17 protein-coding genes and 1 tRNA gene are annotated in these 16,063 nt (G+C 70.9%); 3 read left to right on the forward strand and 15 right to left on the reverse strand.

Annotated features, from left to right (window positions below; all coding sequences use genetic code 11):
- Positions 1-2: 2 nt before the first annotated feature.
- Both HBB12_RS20315 and HBB12_RS20320 read right to left on the reverse strand, forming a co-directional pair.
- The gene (locus HBB12_RS20315; RefSeq protein WP_236991007.1) at positions 3-1,421 is read right to left on the reverse strand and encodes a site-specific integrase; all 1,419 of its coding nucleotides are present in this window, start codon (positions 1,419-1,421) and stop codon (positions 3-5) included.
- Positions 1,422-1,526: 105 nt separating this feature from the next.
- Positions 1,527-1,602 (reverse strand) — tRNA-Glu (locus HBB12_RS20320).
- Between the two features lie 128 nt (positions 1,603-1,730).
- On the opposite strand from HBB12_RS20320, the gene rlmB reads away from it, so the two are divergent.
- Positions 1,731-2,570, forward strand: a complete 840-nt coding sequence (rlmB, locus tag HBB12_RS20325; protein WP_236991008.1) for a 23S rRNA (guanosine(2251)-2'-O)-methyltransferase RlmB — start codon at positions 1,731-1,733, stop codon at positions 2,568-2,570.
- Between the two features lie 30 nt (positions 2,571-2,600).
- Here rlmB and HBB12_RS20330 read toward each other — a convergent pair whose 3' ends face one another.
- From HBB12_RS20330 to phnG, 10 genes are all read right to left on the reverse strand, one after another.
- The gene (locus HBB12_RS20330) at positions 2,601-4,151 is read right to left on the reverse strand and encodes a CYTH and CHAD domain-containing protein (RefSeq protein WP_236991009.1); all 1,551 of its coding nucleotides are present in this window, start codon (positions 4,149-4,151) and stop codon (positions 2,601-2,603) included.
- 146 nt (positions 4,152-4,297) lie between these two features.
- Positions 4,298-4,831, reverse strand: coding sequence for a phosphonate metabolism protein/1,5-bisphosphokinase (PRPP-forming) PhnN (gene phnN / locus HBB12_RS20335; protein ID WP_236991010.1), 534 nt, complete (start codon positions 4,829-4,831; stop codon positions 4,298-4,300).
- A complete protein-coding gene (locus HBB12_RS20340) occupies positions 4,831-5,967 on the reverse strand; it encodes an alpha-D-ribose 1-methylphosphonate 5-triphosphate diphosphatase (RefSeq protein WP_236991011.1) in 1,137 nt (378 codons plus the stop codon). The genes phnN and HBB12_RS20340 overlap by 1 nt, the downstream gene beginning before the upstream one ends.
- Positions 5,968-5,977: 10 nt before the next feature.
- The gene (gene phnL, locus HBB12_RS20345; RefSeq protein WP_236991012.1) at positions 5,978-6,682 is read right to left on the reverse strand and encodes a phosphonate C-P lyase system protein PhnL; all 705 of its coding nucleotides are present in this window, start codon (positions 6,680-6,682) and stop codon (positions 5,978-5,980) included.
- A complete protein-coding gene (gene phnK / locus HBB12_RS20350) occupies positions 6,679-7,452 on the reverse strand; it encodes a phosphonate C-P lyase system protein PhnK (RefSeq protein ID WP_236991013.1) in 774 nt (257 codons plus the stop codon). Before phnK ends, phnL begins: the two co-directional genes overlap by 4 nt.
- Positions 7,449-7,919: a GNAT family N-acetyltransferase gene (locus HBB12_RS20355; RefSeq protein WP_236991014.1), complete on the reverse strand. Its 471-nt coding sequence runs from the start codon at positions 7,917-7,919 to the stop codon at positions 7,449-7,451. Before HBB12_RS20355 ends, phnK begins: the two co-directional genes overlap by 4 nt.
- Positions 7,912-8,787 (reverse strand): alpha-D-ribose 1-methylphosphonate 5-phosphate C-P-lyase PhnJ, encoded by an 876-nt coding sequence (locus tag HBB12_RS20360; protein WP_236991015.1) that lies wholly within the window; start codon positions 8,785-8,787, stop codon positions 7,912-7,914. Before HBB12_RS20360 ends, HBB12_RS20355 begins: the two co-directional genes overlap by 8 nt.
- Positions 8,784-9,896, reverse strand: coding sequence for a carbon-phosphorus lyase complex subunit (locus HBB12_RS20365; protein WP_236991016.1), 1,113 nt, complete (start codon positions 9,894-9,896; stop codon positions 8,784-8,786). Before HBB12_RS20365 ends, HBB12_RS20360 begins: the two co-directional genes overlap by 4 nt.
- Positions 9,897-9,898: 2 nt before the next feature.
- Complete coding sequence (gene phnH, locus HBB12_RS20370; RefSeq protein ID WP_236991017.1) at positions 9,899-10,498, reverse strand: phosphonate C-P lyase system protein PhnH; 600 nt, start codon at positions 10,496-10,498, stop codon at positions 9,899-9,901.
- On the reverse strand, positions 10,498-10,992 hold the full coding sequence (phnG, locus tag HBB12_RS20375) for a phosphonate C-P lyase system protein PhnG (protein WP_272913287.1): 495 nt from the start codon (positions 10,990-10,992) through the stop codon (positions 10,498-10,500). The genes phnH and phnG overlap by 1 nt, the downstream gene beginning before the upstream one ends.
- An 80-nt stretch (positions 10,993-11,072) precedes the next feature.
- Between phnG and phnF the strand changes: the two genes are divergently transcribed.
- Positions 11,073-11,822: a phosphonate metabolism transcriptional regulator PhnF gene (phnF, locus tag HBB12_RS20380; protein ID WP_236991018.1), complete on the forward strand. Its 750-nt coding sequence runs from the start codon at positions 11,073-11,075 to the stop codon at positions 11,820-11,822.
- 85 nt (positions 11,823-11,907) lie between these two features.
- Positions 11,908-12,138: a hypothetical protein gene (locus tag HBB12_RS20385; RefSeq protein ID WP_236991019.1), complete on the forward strand. Its 231-nt coding sequence runs from the start codon at positions 11,908-11,910 to the stop codon at positions 12,136-12,138.
- A gap of 10 nt (positions 12,139-12,148) precedes the next feature.
- Here HBB12_RS20385 and HBB12_RS20390 read toward each other — a convergent pair whose 3' ends face one another.
- The 3 genes from HBB12_RS20390 to ubiE form a co-directional block, all read right to left on the reverse strand.
- Entirely contained in the window at positions 12,149-13,381 is a 1,233-nt protein-coding gene (locus HBB12_RS20390; protein WP_236991020.1) for an ABC transporter substrate-binding protein, read from the reverse strand.
- 275 nt (positions 13,382-13,656) lie between these two features.
- Positions 13,657-15,207: a 2-polyprenylphenol 6-hydroxylase gene (gene ubiB, locus HBB12_RS20395; protein WP_236991021.1), complete on the reverse strand. Its 1,551-nt coding sequence runs from the start codon at positions 15,205-15,207 to the stop codon at positions 13,657-13,659.
- Positions 15,208-15,217: 10 nt separating this feature from the next.
- The gene (ubiE, locus tag HBB12_RS20400) at positions 15,218-15,976 is read right to left on the reverse strand and encodes a bifunctional demethylmenaquinone methyltransferase/2-methoxy-6-polyprenyl-1,4-benzoquinol methylase UbiE (RefSeq protein ID WP_236991022.1); all 759 of its coding nucleotides are present in this window, start codon (positions 15,974-15,976) and stop codon (positions 15,218-15,220) included.
- Positions 15,977-16,063 lie beyond the last annotated feature (87 nt).

Here is a 16,063-nt window from a genome sequence, read left to right on the forward strand (position 1 = left end):
GCTCAAGTATACGCCTGTCGGCGCGAACCGCAACGCGCTCCGAAAAAACAAATTCTTCCCGGACAGACTCTTAGGTTTTGGTCATCTCCCTCGTTGGTGATGTCGAGGTACCAAATCTCATTCTCGCCCTGGCGCACATCCCCGATTTTGAGCTGTGCAATCTCAGTGCGTCGCGCGCCGCTGAAGAGGGCAATCAGTGGGAACCAGTATGCCGCTTCACCCTGACCGCCGAGGGGGCGCTCACCGCGCGCGTAAACGGGCGAGGCGAACAGCCGTTGGAGCTCAGCCGCGCTGAAGGGCTCGTAGGGTTCACGTTCGGCGGGCGCGACGTCGAAGCCGATGTGGAACGGGTTCGACCAAGCTGGCAGCGCCTCGAAGTGCCCGTCACGTTCAGCGCGGGCAAGCACACCGCTGAGAAGGGCCAAAGTCTTGTTGACCGTTTGCGCGTTGCGCCGTGGGTAGTTGCTTAGATCTTGTTTCAGCAACTTGGGCAGAGGCAGGCGGCCGAGCCGGGTGGGGAGCGCCTTCGGCAGGCGGACCAAGGCATCACGGAAGGCGCGTGCATGAGCCTTGGTGATCGCCGTAATTGGCACGTCACCATTGAGTTCGATGAAGCGTCGCATGGCCCGCTCTGCCTCGGCAACGGATGACGGTTGTGGCCGTCTTGCACCAGCGCCGCCGGCTTCCGACCATAGCCCCAGAGCGGCGGACAGCGCCAAGCCAGCCGGCTCAGATGAGCGCTGCTCAGACGGACGCTCTGGGGTCGCCACATCGTCGCCCTTGAGGCGGGCCCGGATGCCGGCGAGGGCATCACGCTGAGCCTTGGCGAAGGCGAGTTCGAGCTGCCGCCAGGCAGGATCATCGGGCGCCAAAGCGATACCACGAGCCTCAACCGCGCGATTGACGAAGGAACTCGTCGACTCGCCCGGTCGCATCTGTGCGACTTGCTGACGCGTGTAGCGGTCCAATTCCTCAATTCGCATCCGGTAGGCCCGAAGATCGTCGAGCGTCATGCCGAGCCCGTCGTGAGGGCCCTGGCCGTCCTCGCGAGCCATATCGAGCCCGATGCCTTTCGTGCCTATCACCTCGTCCGTGCCGAGGAGATGGATCTCATGGTCGCGCGCCAGAGCAGCGATCTGGTCCGCGCTGATTCCTGCCTCCAGCCCCTCGCTCAGCAAGCGCCGCGCTTGATCGACGAGCCGGTGCGCTTCGGCGATGTGAGTGAGCACGCGCCGATCGGCCGTCGGGCCGTCATTGGTCTGAAGGGAGCGGATGACCTCGGTCTTGAAGCGGCCGGTTCGCTTGTTGACGAGAGCTGCCAGCGCCTCCGGCCAGGGGGGCGGGGCTGGTTTGCCAGCGAGATCGTCGGGGAGGGGAAAGCGAAACTCGTAACGGCCGGCGCGGCGCTGAACGAACTTCATGCGGCCCATCGTACTTGGTCCCGTAGCACGCTAGTGTAGCACGCGCCGACGGGTAAGCACCTGAAAACCAACAGATTCTGGGATTGCAAGGACTTAGCCGCCGCATGGCGCGCCCTACGGGACTCGAACCCGTGTTTTCGCCGTGAAAGGGCGACGTCCTAGACCGCTAGACGAAGGGCGCTCAAGCGGGGCGAGGGGAGCTATAGTGGGGTTCCGTCGGGAGGGCAACCGGATTGATGGGCTTGACGGGGGGCGAGGGCTCGGTCTTGTCGGCGCCGGGTTGGGCCTTGAACGCGGGCGGGACGACGGATGACGACGAGGCAGGCGCCGCGCGGGGGCGGTTGGAAGGGCGGGCAGGGCAAAGGTGGGCCCGGCAGAGGCGGCCCCGGCAAGGGTGGGCCTGGCAGAGGTGCGCCAGGATGGCGGCCCGGCGGCGACGATCTCGACGGGCCGGCGGTGCTGTATGGCTGGCATCCGGTCTCGGAAGCCCTGCGCAACCCGAAGCGGCAGTTCATCAAGCTGCTTGCCACCGAGAATGCGGCGTTGCGCCTCACCGAGGAGGTCGGCGAGCTGCGCATCACGCCCGAGATCGTCAAGCCCGGCACCATCACCGGGCTGCTCGGGCCGGAGCCGGTGCATCAGGGGCTCTACCTCGAGGCCGAGCCGCTGGAGGGGCCCGCCTTCGACGCGCTGCCCGACGACGCGGTGCTGCTCGCCCTCGACCAGATCACCGATCCGCACAATGTCGGGGCCATCGTCCGCACGGCAGCCGCGTTCGGCGTCACCGCCATCGTCACCACCGCCCGGCATTCGCCGACGGTCACCGGGGTGCTCGCCAAATCCGCCTCGGGCGGGCTGGAACACGTGCCCTTCGTGGTGGTGCGCAACCTCGCCGAGGCCCTGATCGAGCTCGGCGAGCGCGGCTTCACCCGGGTCGGGCTCGATTCGGAGGCCCCCGAGACCCTCGATGCCGTCGGGCCGCGGACACCGTTGGTTGTGGTGCTCGGGGCCGAGGGCAAGGGTCTGCGCCAGCGCACCCGCGAATGCTGCGACGTGATGGCCCGCATTCCGTTCCGCGGGGCGATCCAGAGCCTCAACGTCTCGAACGCCGCCGCGATCACCCTCTACGCGCTGATGCCCCGCGCCTGAGACGGCGCGGGCTGTCAGTGCCGGAGGCGGTCAGCGCCAGAACGGGCGCACGTCGATCAGGGCGCGGTGCGCCTTGTCGGCCTCGGCGAGCAGGCGCTCGGCCCGCGCCTCGGTGTCGGCGGTGGCGAGGCCCGCCGCGAACACCGCGCCCTCCGGCGCGCCCTTGGCGAACTCGGCCGCGAGCGTATGGGCGGTGGCGATGTCGTTGAGGTCGCCGAGATGGTCCTGCAGGTCGGCCAGGGCCTCGACGAAGACCTTGTGGCGCTTCACCGCCTTTTTCCCGGAATCCTTGCCGGTGTAGAGGGCGGCGAAGAACTCGGCGCCGTAGCGCAGCTTCTTGGCGGCGATCCGCACCCGGTGGCGTGCCTCCGGATCGAGGGCGGCGAGGTGGCGCCCGCGCTTCTTCACCTGGCGGCGGCGGCGCTCCAGCTCTCCGGTGGCGAAGGCGCGGGCCGGGCCGTCGCGCAGCGCCGCGTTCGGGTTGTCCGGGCCGAGCCAGGGCCCGGCCTCGATCCAGGCGACGAGGTCGAGGAGGAGGTCGCGCCACTCACGGCTCTCCAGCACCGCCCGCACCGCGTCGTGCGCCGCCGCGCGCTCGGCCTCGAGGTGGCGCTCCAGGATCAGGAGGCCGTTCTCGTCCGGCCGCCGCTCGCGCTCCAGCGGCAGGGTCCGGCCGAGATAGACGTCGAGGTTGCGGGCATGCCCGAAGGACTCGCTCAGGCGTTTCAGCTCGGCCTTGAGCCCCGGCATCCGCCGGTCCTCGATCACGCTGCCGAACAGCGAGAAGGCCGAGCGCAGGCGGCGCAAGGACACCCGCAGCTGGTGCAGGGCCTCGACGTCGCGGCGCGCGAGCAGCACGGTCTCGTTGAGCCGGGTCTGGCGCAGGCAGGCGAAGGCCACGGCCTGGAACGCCTGGGCGGTCGTCATCTCCGGGTGGAGCGGCACCGGCTCGGCCTTCACGGCGCGGCCGAGGCGGCCCTTGATCAGGGCGTCGCCGCGCTCGAACTTGCTCAGCGCGCCGAGGCGCAGGGGCACGTCGGCGCCGAGCGTCCGGGCGAGGTCGAACAGGGCCGAGGGCGTGCCGCCGGTCAGCTCGAACTCGATCTCGCTGATCGGGGAGACCCGGTCGTCCGGCGCCCAGACCCGGCCGCGGTCGAGGGCGACCTCGATGCGGCTGCCGCCCGGTCCCGTATCGGCGAGGCGGCGTACGCTGCGGGTCACCGTCGAGGTGTAGAGCGGGGTCAAGCCCGTCGCGCCGTCGAGGAGCTTGGCGACCGGTGTGCCGGCGAAGGAGGCGGGCTCAGGGCTCGGCCCGGCGATGTCGCTCTCCCATTCCGGCCGGTCGAACAGGCCGACCCCGCCGTCGCCGCGTGCCTTCACGGTCTGGATGTAGCGGTCGCCGTCCTGGCGCACCCGCAGGGTGTAGCCGGCCTCGCGTAAGGAGCCGTCCGGCGTGTCGTAATAGACCGAGGTCAACTCGGTCTCGGTCCAGTCTCCGGCGAGCAGCGGGTGCTCCCGCAGGCGTGCGAGGTCGGAGGCCTCGACATCCAGCTTCAGCTCGGTCTCGCGCGGTTCGCTCATCACGGTGGTCCTGGTCTCCCGTTCGGTCCGCCACATAGGGGAACACGACACGGAAATCATGGACGAGGAACAAAAGTTTCGCAAAGCGCGGCAGCAAACGCGGCTATCCCTGGGTAAAGCAGGTGGCGCGCCGCCACGGGAGCGCGTCAGCGCGCCCGCAGATGGGCGAGGAGCCGAGCCGCCCCGGCCTCCGGCGGGCCGTCATTCACCACCACGAGGTCGGCGGTGACCGAGGCCGAGCGGGAGAGCCGGGCGCCCAGATCCCCGTCCTCCTGCCTGCCGCGGGCGGCGAGGCGGGCGGCCAGCACCTCCGGCGGCGCCGTGACCTCGACCACGGTCACGCCGGGCAGGCGCCGGCGCGCCTCGCCGACCACCCGGCGCGAGACGTTGCAGACCACCACGTGCCCGTCGCGGGCGAGCGCCACGCTCGAAGCCGGCAGGGCGTAGCCGAGGTTATGGGCGCGCCAGGACAGGGCGAAGCGGCCCTCCGCCTCTCCTTCCGCGAACTCCGCCTCGCCGATCGGCAGGTTGTCCTCGTGGGAGGAGGGCGGGCGGGTGACGAGGCGGCGCGGAAAGACGTAGCGGGGTTCCCCCGCCAGGGCCTCGCGCGCGAGCCGCAGGAGGGTGTCCTTGCCGGCCCCGCTCGGGCCGACGACGAGGACGAAGCCGCCGTCGCCCATCAGGCGACCCGCCGTCCCTGGCGCCAGACCTGGCGCACCACCGGCACGCCCTCGGCGAGGCGCACCCGGACGAGATCGGCCCGCAAGCGGGGGGCGATGCGGCCGCGATCGTCGAGACCGGTGGCCCGGGCCGGGTTGGCGGTCACGGTGGCGATCGCCTCCGGCAGGGTGATGGAGTCGACGCGCTCGGGCAGGCTGAAGGCCGCCATCAGGAGGCTCGCCGGCACGTAATCGGAGGAGAGCACGTCGAGCAGGCCGTCCCGGGCGAGCTCTTCCGCCGCGACGTTGCCGGAATGCGAGCCGCCGCGGATCAGGTTCGGCGCCCCCATCATCACGGTGATGCCGGCCGCGTGCGCGGCTTGCGCCGCTTCCAGGGTCGTGGGGAATTCGGCGAGGCGCACGCCCTCAGCCCTCGCCATGGCGACGTCGGCGAGGGTGGTGTCGTCGTGGCTGGCGAGCGCGATGCCGTGCTCCCGGGCGAAGGCCACCAGGGCCGGGCGGTTGACCGCGTTGAAGGCCTGGCCGTCGCGGATCTTGAGCGCGGTGTTGGCCTGGATCTCGACGATCGAGCGGCCGCCGCGGGTGGCGTAGGTGTAGTACTTCTCGATGTCGCGGAACTGCCGCTGGCCCGGCGTGTGGTCCATCAGCGAGATCAGCCCGACGGGGTAGAGCGCCGTGAAGTCCCGCACCATGCCCATCAGGTCGGCGGAGGGGATCTCGCAGCGCAGATGCGTCAGGTGCTCGGCGCGGAAGAGGTCGGCGCTCTTGGCGGTCTCGATCGCGCCGGCGAGCTGCATCAGCTCGGGCCCTAGGCCGCTGCCGTCCGGATCGCTGCCGGCGCGGAGCGAATCGAACACCGTGGTGATGCCGGAGGCGGCGATCTGCGCGTCGTAGGCGAGCACGGCGCCGAGCGGATGCCAGCGTACCTTGGGGCGGGGCGCGTAATGGCTCTCCAGGTGGTCGGTGTGCAGCTCGACGAGGCCCGGGATCAGGTGGTCGCCCTGGAGGTCGAGCCCGCGTTCCGGCGCCCGGCCCTCGCCGATCTCGGCGATGCGGCCGTCGACCATGGCGAGCCAGCCGGTCTGCACCCGGTCGGGCAGCACCAGGGTGGCGTTCTCGAGGATCCGGTCTTGCATGGGAGAGCCCTCAGGCAGCACGTTTCTGGGCGAAGGCGGTGACGTCGACCACCCGGGTCGCCGCCGCCTCGCGGACGTCGGTGTCGTGGAAGATGCCGAGCAGCGCCGCGCCGGCCGCCTGTCGGGCGCGGATCAGCTCCACCACCACGGCGCGGTTCTGCGCGTCGAGGGAGGCGGTCGGCTCGTCGAGGAGCAGGATCGGCCGCTCGGCGATCAGCCCGCGGGCGATGTTGACCCGCTGCTGCTCGCCGCCCGAGAAGGTGGCGGGCGGCAGGTCCCACAGGCGCTCGGGCAGGTTGAGGCGCGACAGCAGGTCCTCGGCCCGGGCGAGCGCGAGATCGGCGGACAGGCCGCCCTCGCGGCCGGCGGAGGCCACCACCTCGCGGGCGCCTACCCGCGGGATCACCCGCAGGAACTGCGACACGTAGGAGATCGTGCGGCGGCGCAAGGCCAGGACCTCGCGGGGCGAGGCCGAGGCCACGTCGATCACCGTCCCGGCCTCGCGGACCAGGATCTGTCCGTGGTCGCAGCGGTAATTGCCGTAGGCCATCTTGAGAAGCGAGGACTTGCCGGCGCCCGAGGGCCCGCCGAGCACCACGCACTCGCCCGGATACACGGCGAGATCGGCGCCGCCCATCACCGGCAACTGCACGCCGCCGCGCAGATGCAGGGTGAAGGTCTTGGCCACATCGCGGAATTCGAGAGCCGGTTTCATGCGGCGAGCACCGAGGAGACGAGGAGCTGGGTATAGGGCTCACGGGGATCGTCGAGCACCTGGTCGGTCAGGCCGGTCTCGATCACCCGGCCGGCCCGCATCACCATCACCCGGTGGGACAGGAGGCGGGCCACCGCGAGGTCGTGGGTGACGATGATCACGGCGAGGCCCAGTTCCGCGACGAGGCCGCGGATCAGGTCGAGGAGGCGGGCCTGGACCGACACGTCGAGCCCCGAGGTCGGCTCGTCCATCAGCACGAGGCGCGGGCCGGTGACGAGGTTGCGGGCGATCTGGAGACGCTGGCGCATGCCGCCGGAGAACCGCGTCGGCGGGTCGTCGATCCGGTCGGCGGCGATCTCGACCTTGCCGAGCCAGTCGAGCGCCGTGCCGCGGATATTGCCGTAGTGGCGGGCGCCGGCCCCCATCAGCCGCTCGCCGACATTGCCGCCGGCCGAGACCGCCATACGCAGGCCCTTGGCCGCATCCTGGCGCACGAAGCCCCAGTCGGTGCGCATCAGGGCACGGCGCTCGGCCTCGGTCAGGTGGCCGAGATCGCGCATCACCCCGTCGCGCATCCGATAGGCGACGCTGCCGGAATCGGGCGCGAGTTCGGTGGCGATCAGCGACAGCAGCGTCGACTTGCCGGAGCCGGATTCGCCGACGATCGCCAGCACCTCGCCGGGGTCGAGATCGAAGGACACGTCGGCGCAAGCCGTGCGGGCGCCATAACGCTTGGTCAGGCCGCGGGCCTGGAGCAGGGCGTCGCTCATGCCGTCGTCTCCTCGTCGCGGATGAAAGGGGGATCCAGGCGGAAGCTGTAGCCGTAGCGCTCGAAGCCGAGGCTCTCGTAGAAGCGGTGGGCGGGCTTGGCGTCGACGTTCGACGACAGGGCGAGCTTGTAGCAGCCCTTCTCGCCCGCGAGGCGGCCGGCCGCCGTCATCATCCGCCGGCCGAGGCCGGTGCCACGCTCGCTCGATGAGACCACAACGCTCTCGACGAGGGCGGAGGGCATGCCCCAATGGGCGATGTTGTCGAGGATGACGAGGCAGAAGGTGCCTACGATCCGGCCTTCGACCTCGGCGACGTAGAGCCCGTAATCGGGGTAGGAGGCGAGGCGGCCGAGCTGCGTCTCGGCTTGATCCAGGGTCGCGACCCGGCCGGCGTTCAGTTCGGCGTAGAGGCCGAGGACGGCCGGCAGGTCGGGCTTTTGCGCCCGGCGAACGGTCAGGTCAGACATGGGCCGCCTCCACGCCGCCGGTGCCGACATGGCCGTCCGCCCGGCGCTCCTCGCAATGGTCGGTATCCGAGCAGACGAACATCCGCCCGCCGGCATCGTCGAGCAGCACTTCATCCAGGTAGACCCCCTCGGCGCCGCAGAGCGCGCAGGGACGGTCGAAGGTCTGGACCCGGAAGGGATGGTCCTCGAAGTCGAGGCTCCGCACCCGGGTGTGGGGCGGCACGGCGTAGATCCGCTTCTCGCGGCCGGCGCCGAAGAGCTGGAGCGCCGGGCAATCGTCCATCTTCGGGTTGTCGAATTTCGGCGTCGGCGAGGGATCCATGACGTAGCGGCCCGCGACCTCGACCGGATAGGCGTAGGTGGTGGCGATGTGGCCGTGGCGGGCGATGTCCTCGTAGAGCTTGACGTGCATCAGCCCGTATTCGGCGAGCGCGTGGAGCTGGCGCGTCTCGGTCTCCCGCGGCTCGAGGAAGCGCAGGGGCTCGGGGATCGGCACCTGGTAGACCAGGACCTGACCCTCGGAGAGCGGCGCCTCCGGGATGCGGTGGCGGGTCTGGATCACGGTGGCGTCCCGGGTGCGGGTGGTGACCGCGACGTCCGCCGTGCGGGCGAAGAAGGCGCGGATCGAGACCGCGTTCGTCGTGTCGTCCGAGCCCTGGTCGATGACCTTGAGCACGTCGCTGCGCCCGAGGATCGCGGCGGTGACCTGCACGCCGCCGGTGCCCCAGCCATAGGGCATCGGCATCTCGCGGGAGGCGAAGGGCACCTGGTAGCCGGGGATCGCGATCGCCTTGAGGATCGCTCGGCGGATCATCCGCTTGGTGCCCTCGTCGAGATAGGCGAAGTTGTAGCCGGTCACGGCGTTCATTCCGCCGCCTCCTTCATCTCGGTGTCAGGGCTCGCGCGCCGCGCCGCGTGCTCGGCGCGCAGGCGCCGCACCAACTCCAGCTCGGCCTGGAAATCGACGTAGTGGGGCAGCTTCAGGTGCTCGACGAAGCCGGTCGCCTGGAGCGCGTCGCAATGCGCCAGCACGAATTCCTGGTCCTGCGCCGGGGCGCCGACCGGCTCGCCCAGCTCCTCGGCGCGGAGCGCGCGGTCGACGAGGGCCATCGCCATCGCCTTGCGCTCGCTCTGCCCGAAGGCGAGGCCGTAGCCGCGGGTGAATTGCGGCGGCACCTCGGCGCTGCCGTGGAACTGGTTGACCATCTGGCACTCGGTGAGGTCGATCTCGCCCAGCGGCACCGCGAATCCCAGCTCCTCCGGCACGAACTCGACCGCCACCGTCCCGACCCGGATCTCGCCGACGAAGGGGTGGGTGCGGCCGTAGCCGCGCTGCGTCGAGTAGCCGAGCGCCAAGACGAAACCCTCGTCGCCCCGCGCCAGGGCCTGGAGGCGGAGGGCGCGGTCGGCCGGGAAGTCGAGGGGTTCGCGGGTGAGGTCGCCCGGGGGCACGCCGTCGTCGGGAGCGGAGGGCTCGATCAGGCCGTCATTCCCCAGGAGGTCGGTGACCCGCGGGGCATGGGCGGCATCCGGCAGCGGCTCGGCCTGTGCCGCCACCGGTGCCTCGCCCTCGGCGGCGAGCGCGAAGTCGATCAGCCGGTGGGTGTAGTCGAAGGTGGGCCCGAGCACCTGGCCGCCCGGAAGGTCCTTGTAGGTGGCGGAGATACGCCGGCGAAGCGTCATGGCGCCGGTCTCGACCGGCTCGGAGGCGCCGAAGCGGGGCAGGGTGGTGCGGTAGGCCCGCACGAGAAACACCGCCTCGATCAGGTCGCCGCGGGCCTGCTTGAGGGCGAGCGCGGCGAGATCGGGATCGTGCAACGAGCCTTCGGTCATCACCCGGTCGACGAGGAGCGCCATCTGCTCGCGGACCTGCGCCACCGACAGTTCGGGCACCGCGGTGTCGCCCCGGCGGGTCTCGGCCAGCAGCCGGTGCGCGTTGGCGATGGCGGCCTCGCCGCCCTTCACGGCCACGTACATGGCTAGCCCTCCTGGACGCGGGTGGAGCGCGGCAGCGCGGCGACGAGGCCGGGGGCCGCCAGGATCAGGTCGACCCCTTGCGGGAAGCCCGCATGGTTGCGGGCGAGCCGGGGAAGGATGTCCGCCGGGAGCGGCGAGGCCGACAGGCGGGCGCTCCCCCGGATACCCGGCCCGTCGAGGCGCCAGCCGTCGTTCGACAGGTCGGTGACCGCGAGAACCAGGGTGGCGGAGCGGTCGGGATAGGCCGGCGTGCCCTGCGCGAAGCTCGCGAAATCCGGGCAGGCGGCGGCATCCGCGATCAGCGCGAAAGCGGCCTCGGCCGGGTCCCGGGTGATCGGCGCACCGGTATGGAAGCGCAGGAACTCCGCCACTGCTGGGTTCCGCGCCAGGCCGGCATCGAGCCAGAGCGGCGCATCGGCATCGCCAAGCGCCAGGGCGATGGCGGCGAGGTCCGGCGTCAGCGGCGCGGGGGGCGTGAGATCCGTGGCGAGCGGCTGGATCGTGCCGGGACGCGCCAGCGCATCCATGACAGCGCGGAAGACGCCCTGGGCGTCGTGGACGGGATCGGCAAAGCCGCGGGCGAGCATCAATCCTCTCGCCATCAGTCTTCTCCCCGGGCCATGGTGAAGAAGGTCACCCGCGTCGCTGCGATCCGGCGCGCTTCCGCCGCGCGCTCCTCGTCCCGGCGAGCGGCAACCGGGCGCAAAGCCGCCTCGACCGCCGCGCGTCGCGCGGGGACCTGCCACAGGGCGTCGAGGGTCGCGGCGAGCCGCGCCTTCGCCCGGTCGCGGCCGAGATGGTAGGCGAAGCCGGTCTCGCCATTGGACAAGCGCACCGTCGCCCGGGTCACCGTCGCCTCGCCGAGGTTGAACGGCCGCCCGTCGCCGCCTATGCGGCCGCGGGTCATCACCAGGCCGGTCTCGGGCTGGCGCAGATCTTCGGGCTCATCGGTGGCGCCGAGCTGCGCCAGGGCGTGGCGCAACTCCTCGGGACGGGCCTCGCCGCAGAGCGCCATCACGGCGCGGCGGGCCGCCAGAGCGGCCTTCTCAGGCTCAGGCGTTTCGGGCCGGCGGGAAGCCGGGTTAGGATCGGGCATCGCGAGGTCCGCTGGCATCTCGGTTGTCTAATGGTATAGACAACCGACGAACCGAGGGCAAATGAAGTTTGGATGACGGTATGGGCGCGGGCGGCGACGACACGGTGACGGTTCTGGCGCGCGGCGAGGGCTTGGCGGCCTGGCGCCAGATCGCGGACGGCGTGGCGGCCGATATCGAGGCTGGGCGCCTCGCGGCGGGCGCGCAGTTGCCGACGGAAGCGGCGCTGGCGGCGCGGTACGGGGTCAACCGCCACACCGTGCGCCGGGCGCTGGCGGCGCTGGCCGAGCGCGGCCTGGTGCGGGCGACGCAGGGGCGCGGCACCTTCGTGGAGACGCCGCGCCTCGCCTACCCGATCGGCCGGCGCACGCGCTTCTCGGAGATCGTCACACGAGCCGGCCGCGAGGCCTGGGGCGACCTGATCGCCGGCGAGACCGTCCCGGCCGATCCCGGCACCGCCGAGGCGTTGAGGATCGCGCCCGGGGAGCCGATGCTCGAATTGCTGACGATCCACCGCGCGGACGGCACCCCGCTCTCGACCGCCCGCACCTGCCTGCCGCTGCCGCGCTTCGAGGGCTTCGCGCAGGCCTATGCGGCTTTAGGCTCGCTCACCCGCGCCTATGCGGAGTTCGGCATCGCCGACTACACCCGCCTGTCGACCCGCATCCACGCCCGACCGGCCGCTGCCGACGAGGCCGCCCGCCTCGACCTCGCGCCCGGCCGGGTCTTGATCGTGCTCACCAGCGTCAACGTCGACGCGGCGGGCCTGCCGATCCAGGCGACGCGCAGCCTATTCGCGGCGGACCGGGTGGAACTGGTGGTGGAGGGGTAGGGGCGATCGAGCCGTTCGAGGACGAGGCGCGAACTTCCTGCCCCTAAGGCAGTTACCCCCGCGCCTCGCGCCGGAGTTTCCCACGATGCTCGCCCGCCTGACCAGTGCCGCCCTGTTCCTCGCCGCCTGTGTCCTGCCGCTCACGCCCGCCCTGGCCGGACCGGCGCAGGATTACCAGTACCAGCGTCGACAGCTCGGGCGGGGCCAGGTCTGCCGGCCGCCGCTGAAATTCGCGGCCGGCGCCTGTGTGCGGCGTTGCCCGGCGGGCTACCAGGACATGGGCGGCTATTGCCGCCTGCGCAACATGCTGCGCTGAAGGAGCCGCCCTACCTCGTCGCCGCCTTCACCAGCGGGCAGCCGCCCTCGTTGAGCGGCCGGAACGCCTCGTCGCCCGGCACGGTGGCGACGAGCTTGTAGAGGTCCCATTCCCCGGTCGATTCCTTCGGGGTCTTCACCTGCATCAGGTACATGTCGTGGACCATGCGGCCGTCCTCGCGGATCCTGCCGTTCGTCGCGAACATGTCGTTGACCGGGATCTCGCGCATCTTGGCGATCACGGTCCTGGCGTCGTCGGTGCCGGCCGCCTGCACGGCCTTCAGGTAGTGCAGCACCGAGGAATAGACGCCGGCCTGGTGCATCGTCGGCATCAGCCCGGCCTTCTCCTTGAAGCGGGTGGCGAAGGCGCGGGTCTCCGGCGTGCGGTCCCAGTAGAAGGCGGTGGTGAGCAGCAGGTTCTGCGCCACCTCGATGCCGAGGCTGTGCACGTCGTCGATGTTGATGAGGAGGGCCAGCAGGGTCTGGCCGCCCTGGACGAGGCCGAATTCGTGCGCCTGCTTGATCGCGTTGACGGTGTCGCCGCCGGCATTGGCGAAGGCGATGACCTTGGCGCCCGAGCCCTGCGCCTGGAGCAGGAAGGACGAGAAATCCGCGGTGGCGAAGGGCGCCCGCACCGTGGACAGAACCTTGCCGCCCGAGCGCTTCACCTCGGCGATGGCGTCGCGCTCCAGCGCGTGGCCGAAGGCGTAATCGGCGGTGACGAAGGCCCAGGTGTCGAGCCCCTTCTTCACCGCGGCGTTGCCCGAGACGTGCGACAGCGCGTAGGTGTCGTAGGTCCACTGGATGCCGGTGGGCGAGCATTGCGGGCCGGTGAGATCCGAGGTACCGCCGCCCGAGACGATGAGGAGCTTGCCCTTCTCCTTGGCGACCTGCTGCACGGCGAGCGCCACCGAAGAGGTCGGCACGTCGAGGATCACGTCGACGCCGTCCCGGTCGTACCAAGCCCGAGCGATGTTGGAGCCGACATCCGGCTTGTTCTGGTGATCGGCGAACACGACCTCGATCGGCTTGCCGTCGAGGGTGCCGCCAAAGTCCTTCACCGCCATCTCGGCGGCGATCACCGAGCCGCGGCCGGTGGAATCGGCGTAGACGCTCGACATGTCGTTGAGGACCGCGAGCTTGACCTTGCCGTCGGAGAGGCGCGGGTCGGCGGCGCGGGTGGGGGCGGTGAGCGCACAGAGGGCGGCCGCGGCGAGCAACGTGGCGCGGAGGGGGGTGAGCATGGGCGTTCTCCCGGGCGCGTCCGCTTCTGGGTGAGCGGATCGTGGGCCGTGAGCCTATCAGAGGGGGTGCGAGAGCAGGGCGCAAGGCCCGGCTCTCGTTCGTCCCACCCTCGACCTCATCCTGAGGTGTCGGCGATCGAAGATCGACTGACCTCGAAGGAGCCCTCCAGAAACCTCAGCGATCCCTGGAACCCTCCTTCGAGGCCGCTACGCGGCACCTCAGGATGAGGTCGTGGGTGGGATGGGTCGTGTTCCAGCAGGCCTCGGAACGCGCCTCACCGCAACGCGATCGCCAGCAACGATCCGGCGATCGCCCACAACGCCAAAGTCGACCACACCATCCGCTTGGTCTCGATGCGGATGCGGCGCTCCACGCGGGTCACCTCGCGCAGGCCCTCCTCGTCGAGGCGCACCAGCACGCGCTTCACCCGTTGCGCCAGGTCGGGCACGTCGGCGACCACGTCGGCGAGCGTCAGCACCGCGCGGCGGGCCTGGTCGGCCCGGCCGATCGGGCCGAGGTTGCGGCCGAGCCAGGCGCGTACCACCGGCTCGGCGGTGGTCCACATGTCGAGGCGCGGATCGAGCGAGCGGGCGACGCCCTCGACCACCACCATGGTCTTCTGGAGCATCACCAGTTCGGTGCGGGTGCTCATGTCGAAGAGGGCCGTGACGTCGAAGAGCAGGGTGAGCACCTTGGCCATCGAGATCTCGTCGGCCCGGCGCTGGTGGATCGGCTCGCCGATCGCCCGGATGGCCTGTGCGAAATCGTCGACGGAATGGTGCGAGGGGACGTAGCCGGCCTCGAAATGCACCTCCGCCACCCGGCGGTAGTCGCGCAGGATGAAGCCGAGAAGGATTTCCGCCAGGAAGCGGCGCTCCTTCAGCCCGAGCCGGCCCATGATGCCGAAATCGACCGCGACGAGCCGCCCGGCCGGATCGACGAACAGGTTGCCGGGATGCATGTCGGCGTGGAAGAAGCCGTCCCGGATCGCGTGGCGCAGGAAGGACTGGATCACCGTCCGCCCGAGCGCCGCCACGTCGTGGCCGGCCTCGACGATGGCCGCGCGGTCGTTGAGGCGGATGCCGTCGATCCACTCGCTCGCCAGCACGTCGCGCCCGGTCAGCTCCCAGACCGGCTGGGGCACCCGGAATTCCGGATCGTCCTTGATGTTCTCGGCCAGTTCCGAGAGGGCGGCGGCTTCGAGCCTGAGATCCATCTCCATGGCGACGGAGCGGGCGAGCGTCTCCACCACCTCGCGCGGACGCAGGCGCTCGGCCTCGGGGCGCAGGGCCTCGACCACCCGGGCCATGAAGCGCATCGCCTGGATGTCGCGGGAGAACCGCTCGCGCACGCCGGGCCGCATGATCTTGACCGCGACCACCCGCTCGGTGCCGTCGGCCTCGCGCAGGTGCGCCTTGTGGACCTGCGCGATCGAGGCGGCGGCGATCGGCTCGCTGAACGCGGTGAACAACTCGCCGAGCGGCTTGCCGAGGGTCGATTCGAGGATGCCGACCGCGATCTCCTGCGGGAAGGGCGGCACCCGGTCCTGCAACCGCTCCAGGTCGCGGGCCGCGGCCATGCCGACGATGTCGGGGCGCGTCGCCAGGAACTGGCCGAACTTGACGTAGGACGGCCCGAGGCGGGTCAGCGCCGCGGGCAGGCGGCCGGCGCCGAGGCCCGGGCGTTCGAGCTTGCGGCCGAGGCGCAGGACGAGACGCAGATGCGGCGGCAGGGCGGCTTCGTCGACGAAGGAGAGGCCGCCCTCGCGGGCCATCACCCAGCCGACATGGATGCCCCGCGCGAGATGGGCGACGACGCTCAGCACGATTGATGCCTCACGCGAGCTTCCAGCCGGAATGAATGGCGCAGATGCCCCCCGAGAGCGGCCGGTGGGTGACGTGGCCGAAGCCCGCCTCCTCGATCATCCGCGAGAAGCTCCCGGGAGTCGGGAAGCGGCGGATCGACTCGACGAGGTACTGGTAGGATTCCTTGTCGCCGGCCACCATCGCGCCCAGCCGCGGGATCACCTTGAACGAGTAGGCCTCGTAGATCTTGTCGAGCCCCGGCACGTCGACATGCGAGAATTCGAGGCACAGGAAGCGCCCGCCGACCTTGAGCACCCGATGGGCTTCCGCCAGCGCCAGCTCGATCCGCGGCACGTTCCTTATGCCGAAGGCGATGGTGTAGGCGTCGAAGGTGTTTCCCGGCAGCGGCAGCGACTCGGCGTTGCCGGCGACGAAATCGATGCGCGAGCCGTAGCGGTGGCCGGCCCGCTCGCGGCCGACGCCGAGCATCGCCTCGTTGATGTCGAGCACCGTCACCTTGGTGTCGGGCCCGCCGGCCTCGAGGGTGCGGAACGCGATGTCGCCGGTGCCGCCGGCGACATCGAGCAGCCGGAACGGCCGGGTGCGCGAGGGCCGGAGCGTCGACACGAAGGCGCTCTTCCAGGCCCGGTGCAGGCCGCCGGACATCAGGTCGTTCATCAGGTCGTAGCGCTTGGCCACCGAGCGGAAGACCTCGTTGACGCGGTCCTGCTTCTCCGCGAGCCTGACGCGCTCGAAGCCGAAATCGGTGCTGGTCTCGTCGCCGGCCATGCCTTGAGGTCCCCTGTCGTGGCGGCCTGCATAGCGAAGCCGCGGGGAAAGCACCATCTGGGCCTGCATGTTCGCCAGGTGCGCTTC

It is taken from the genome of Methylobacterium sp. SyP6R (genome assembly GCF_019216885.1).
In the GTDB taxonomy this organism is placed as follows: Bacteria; Pseudomonadota; Alphaproteobacteria; order Rhizobiales; family Beijerinckiaceae; genus Methylobacterium.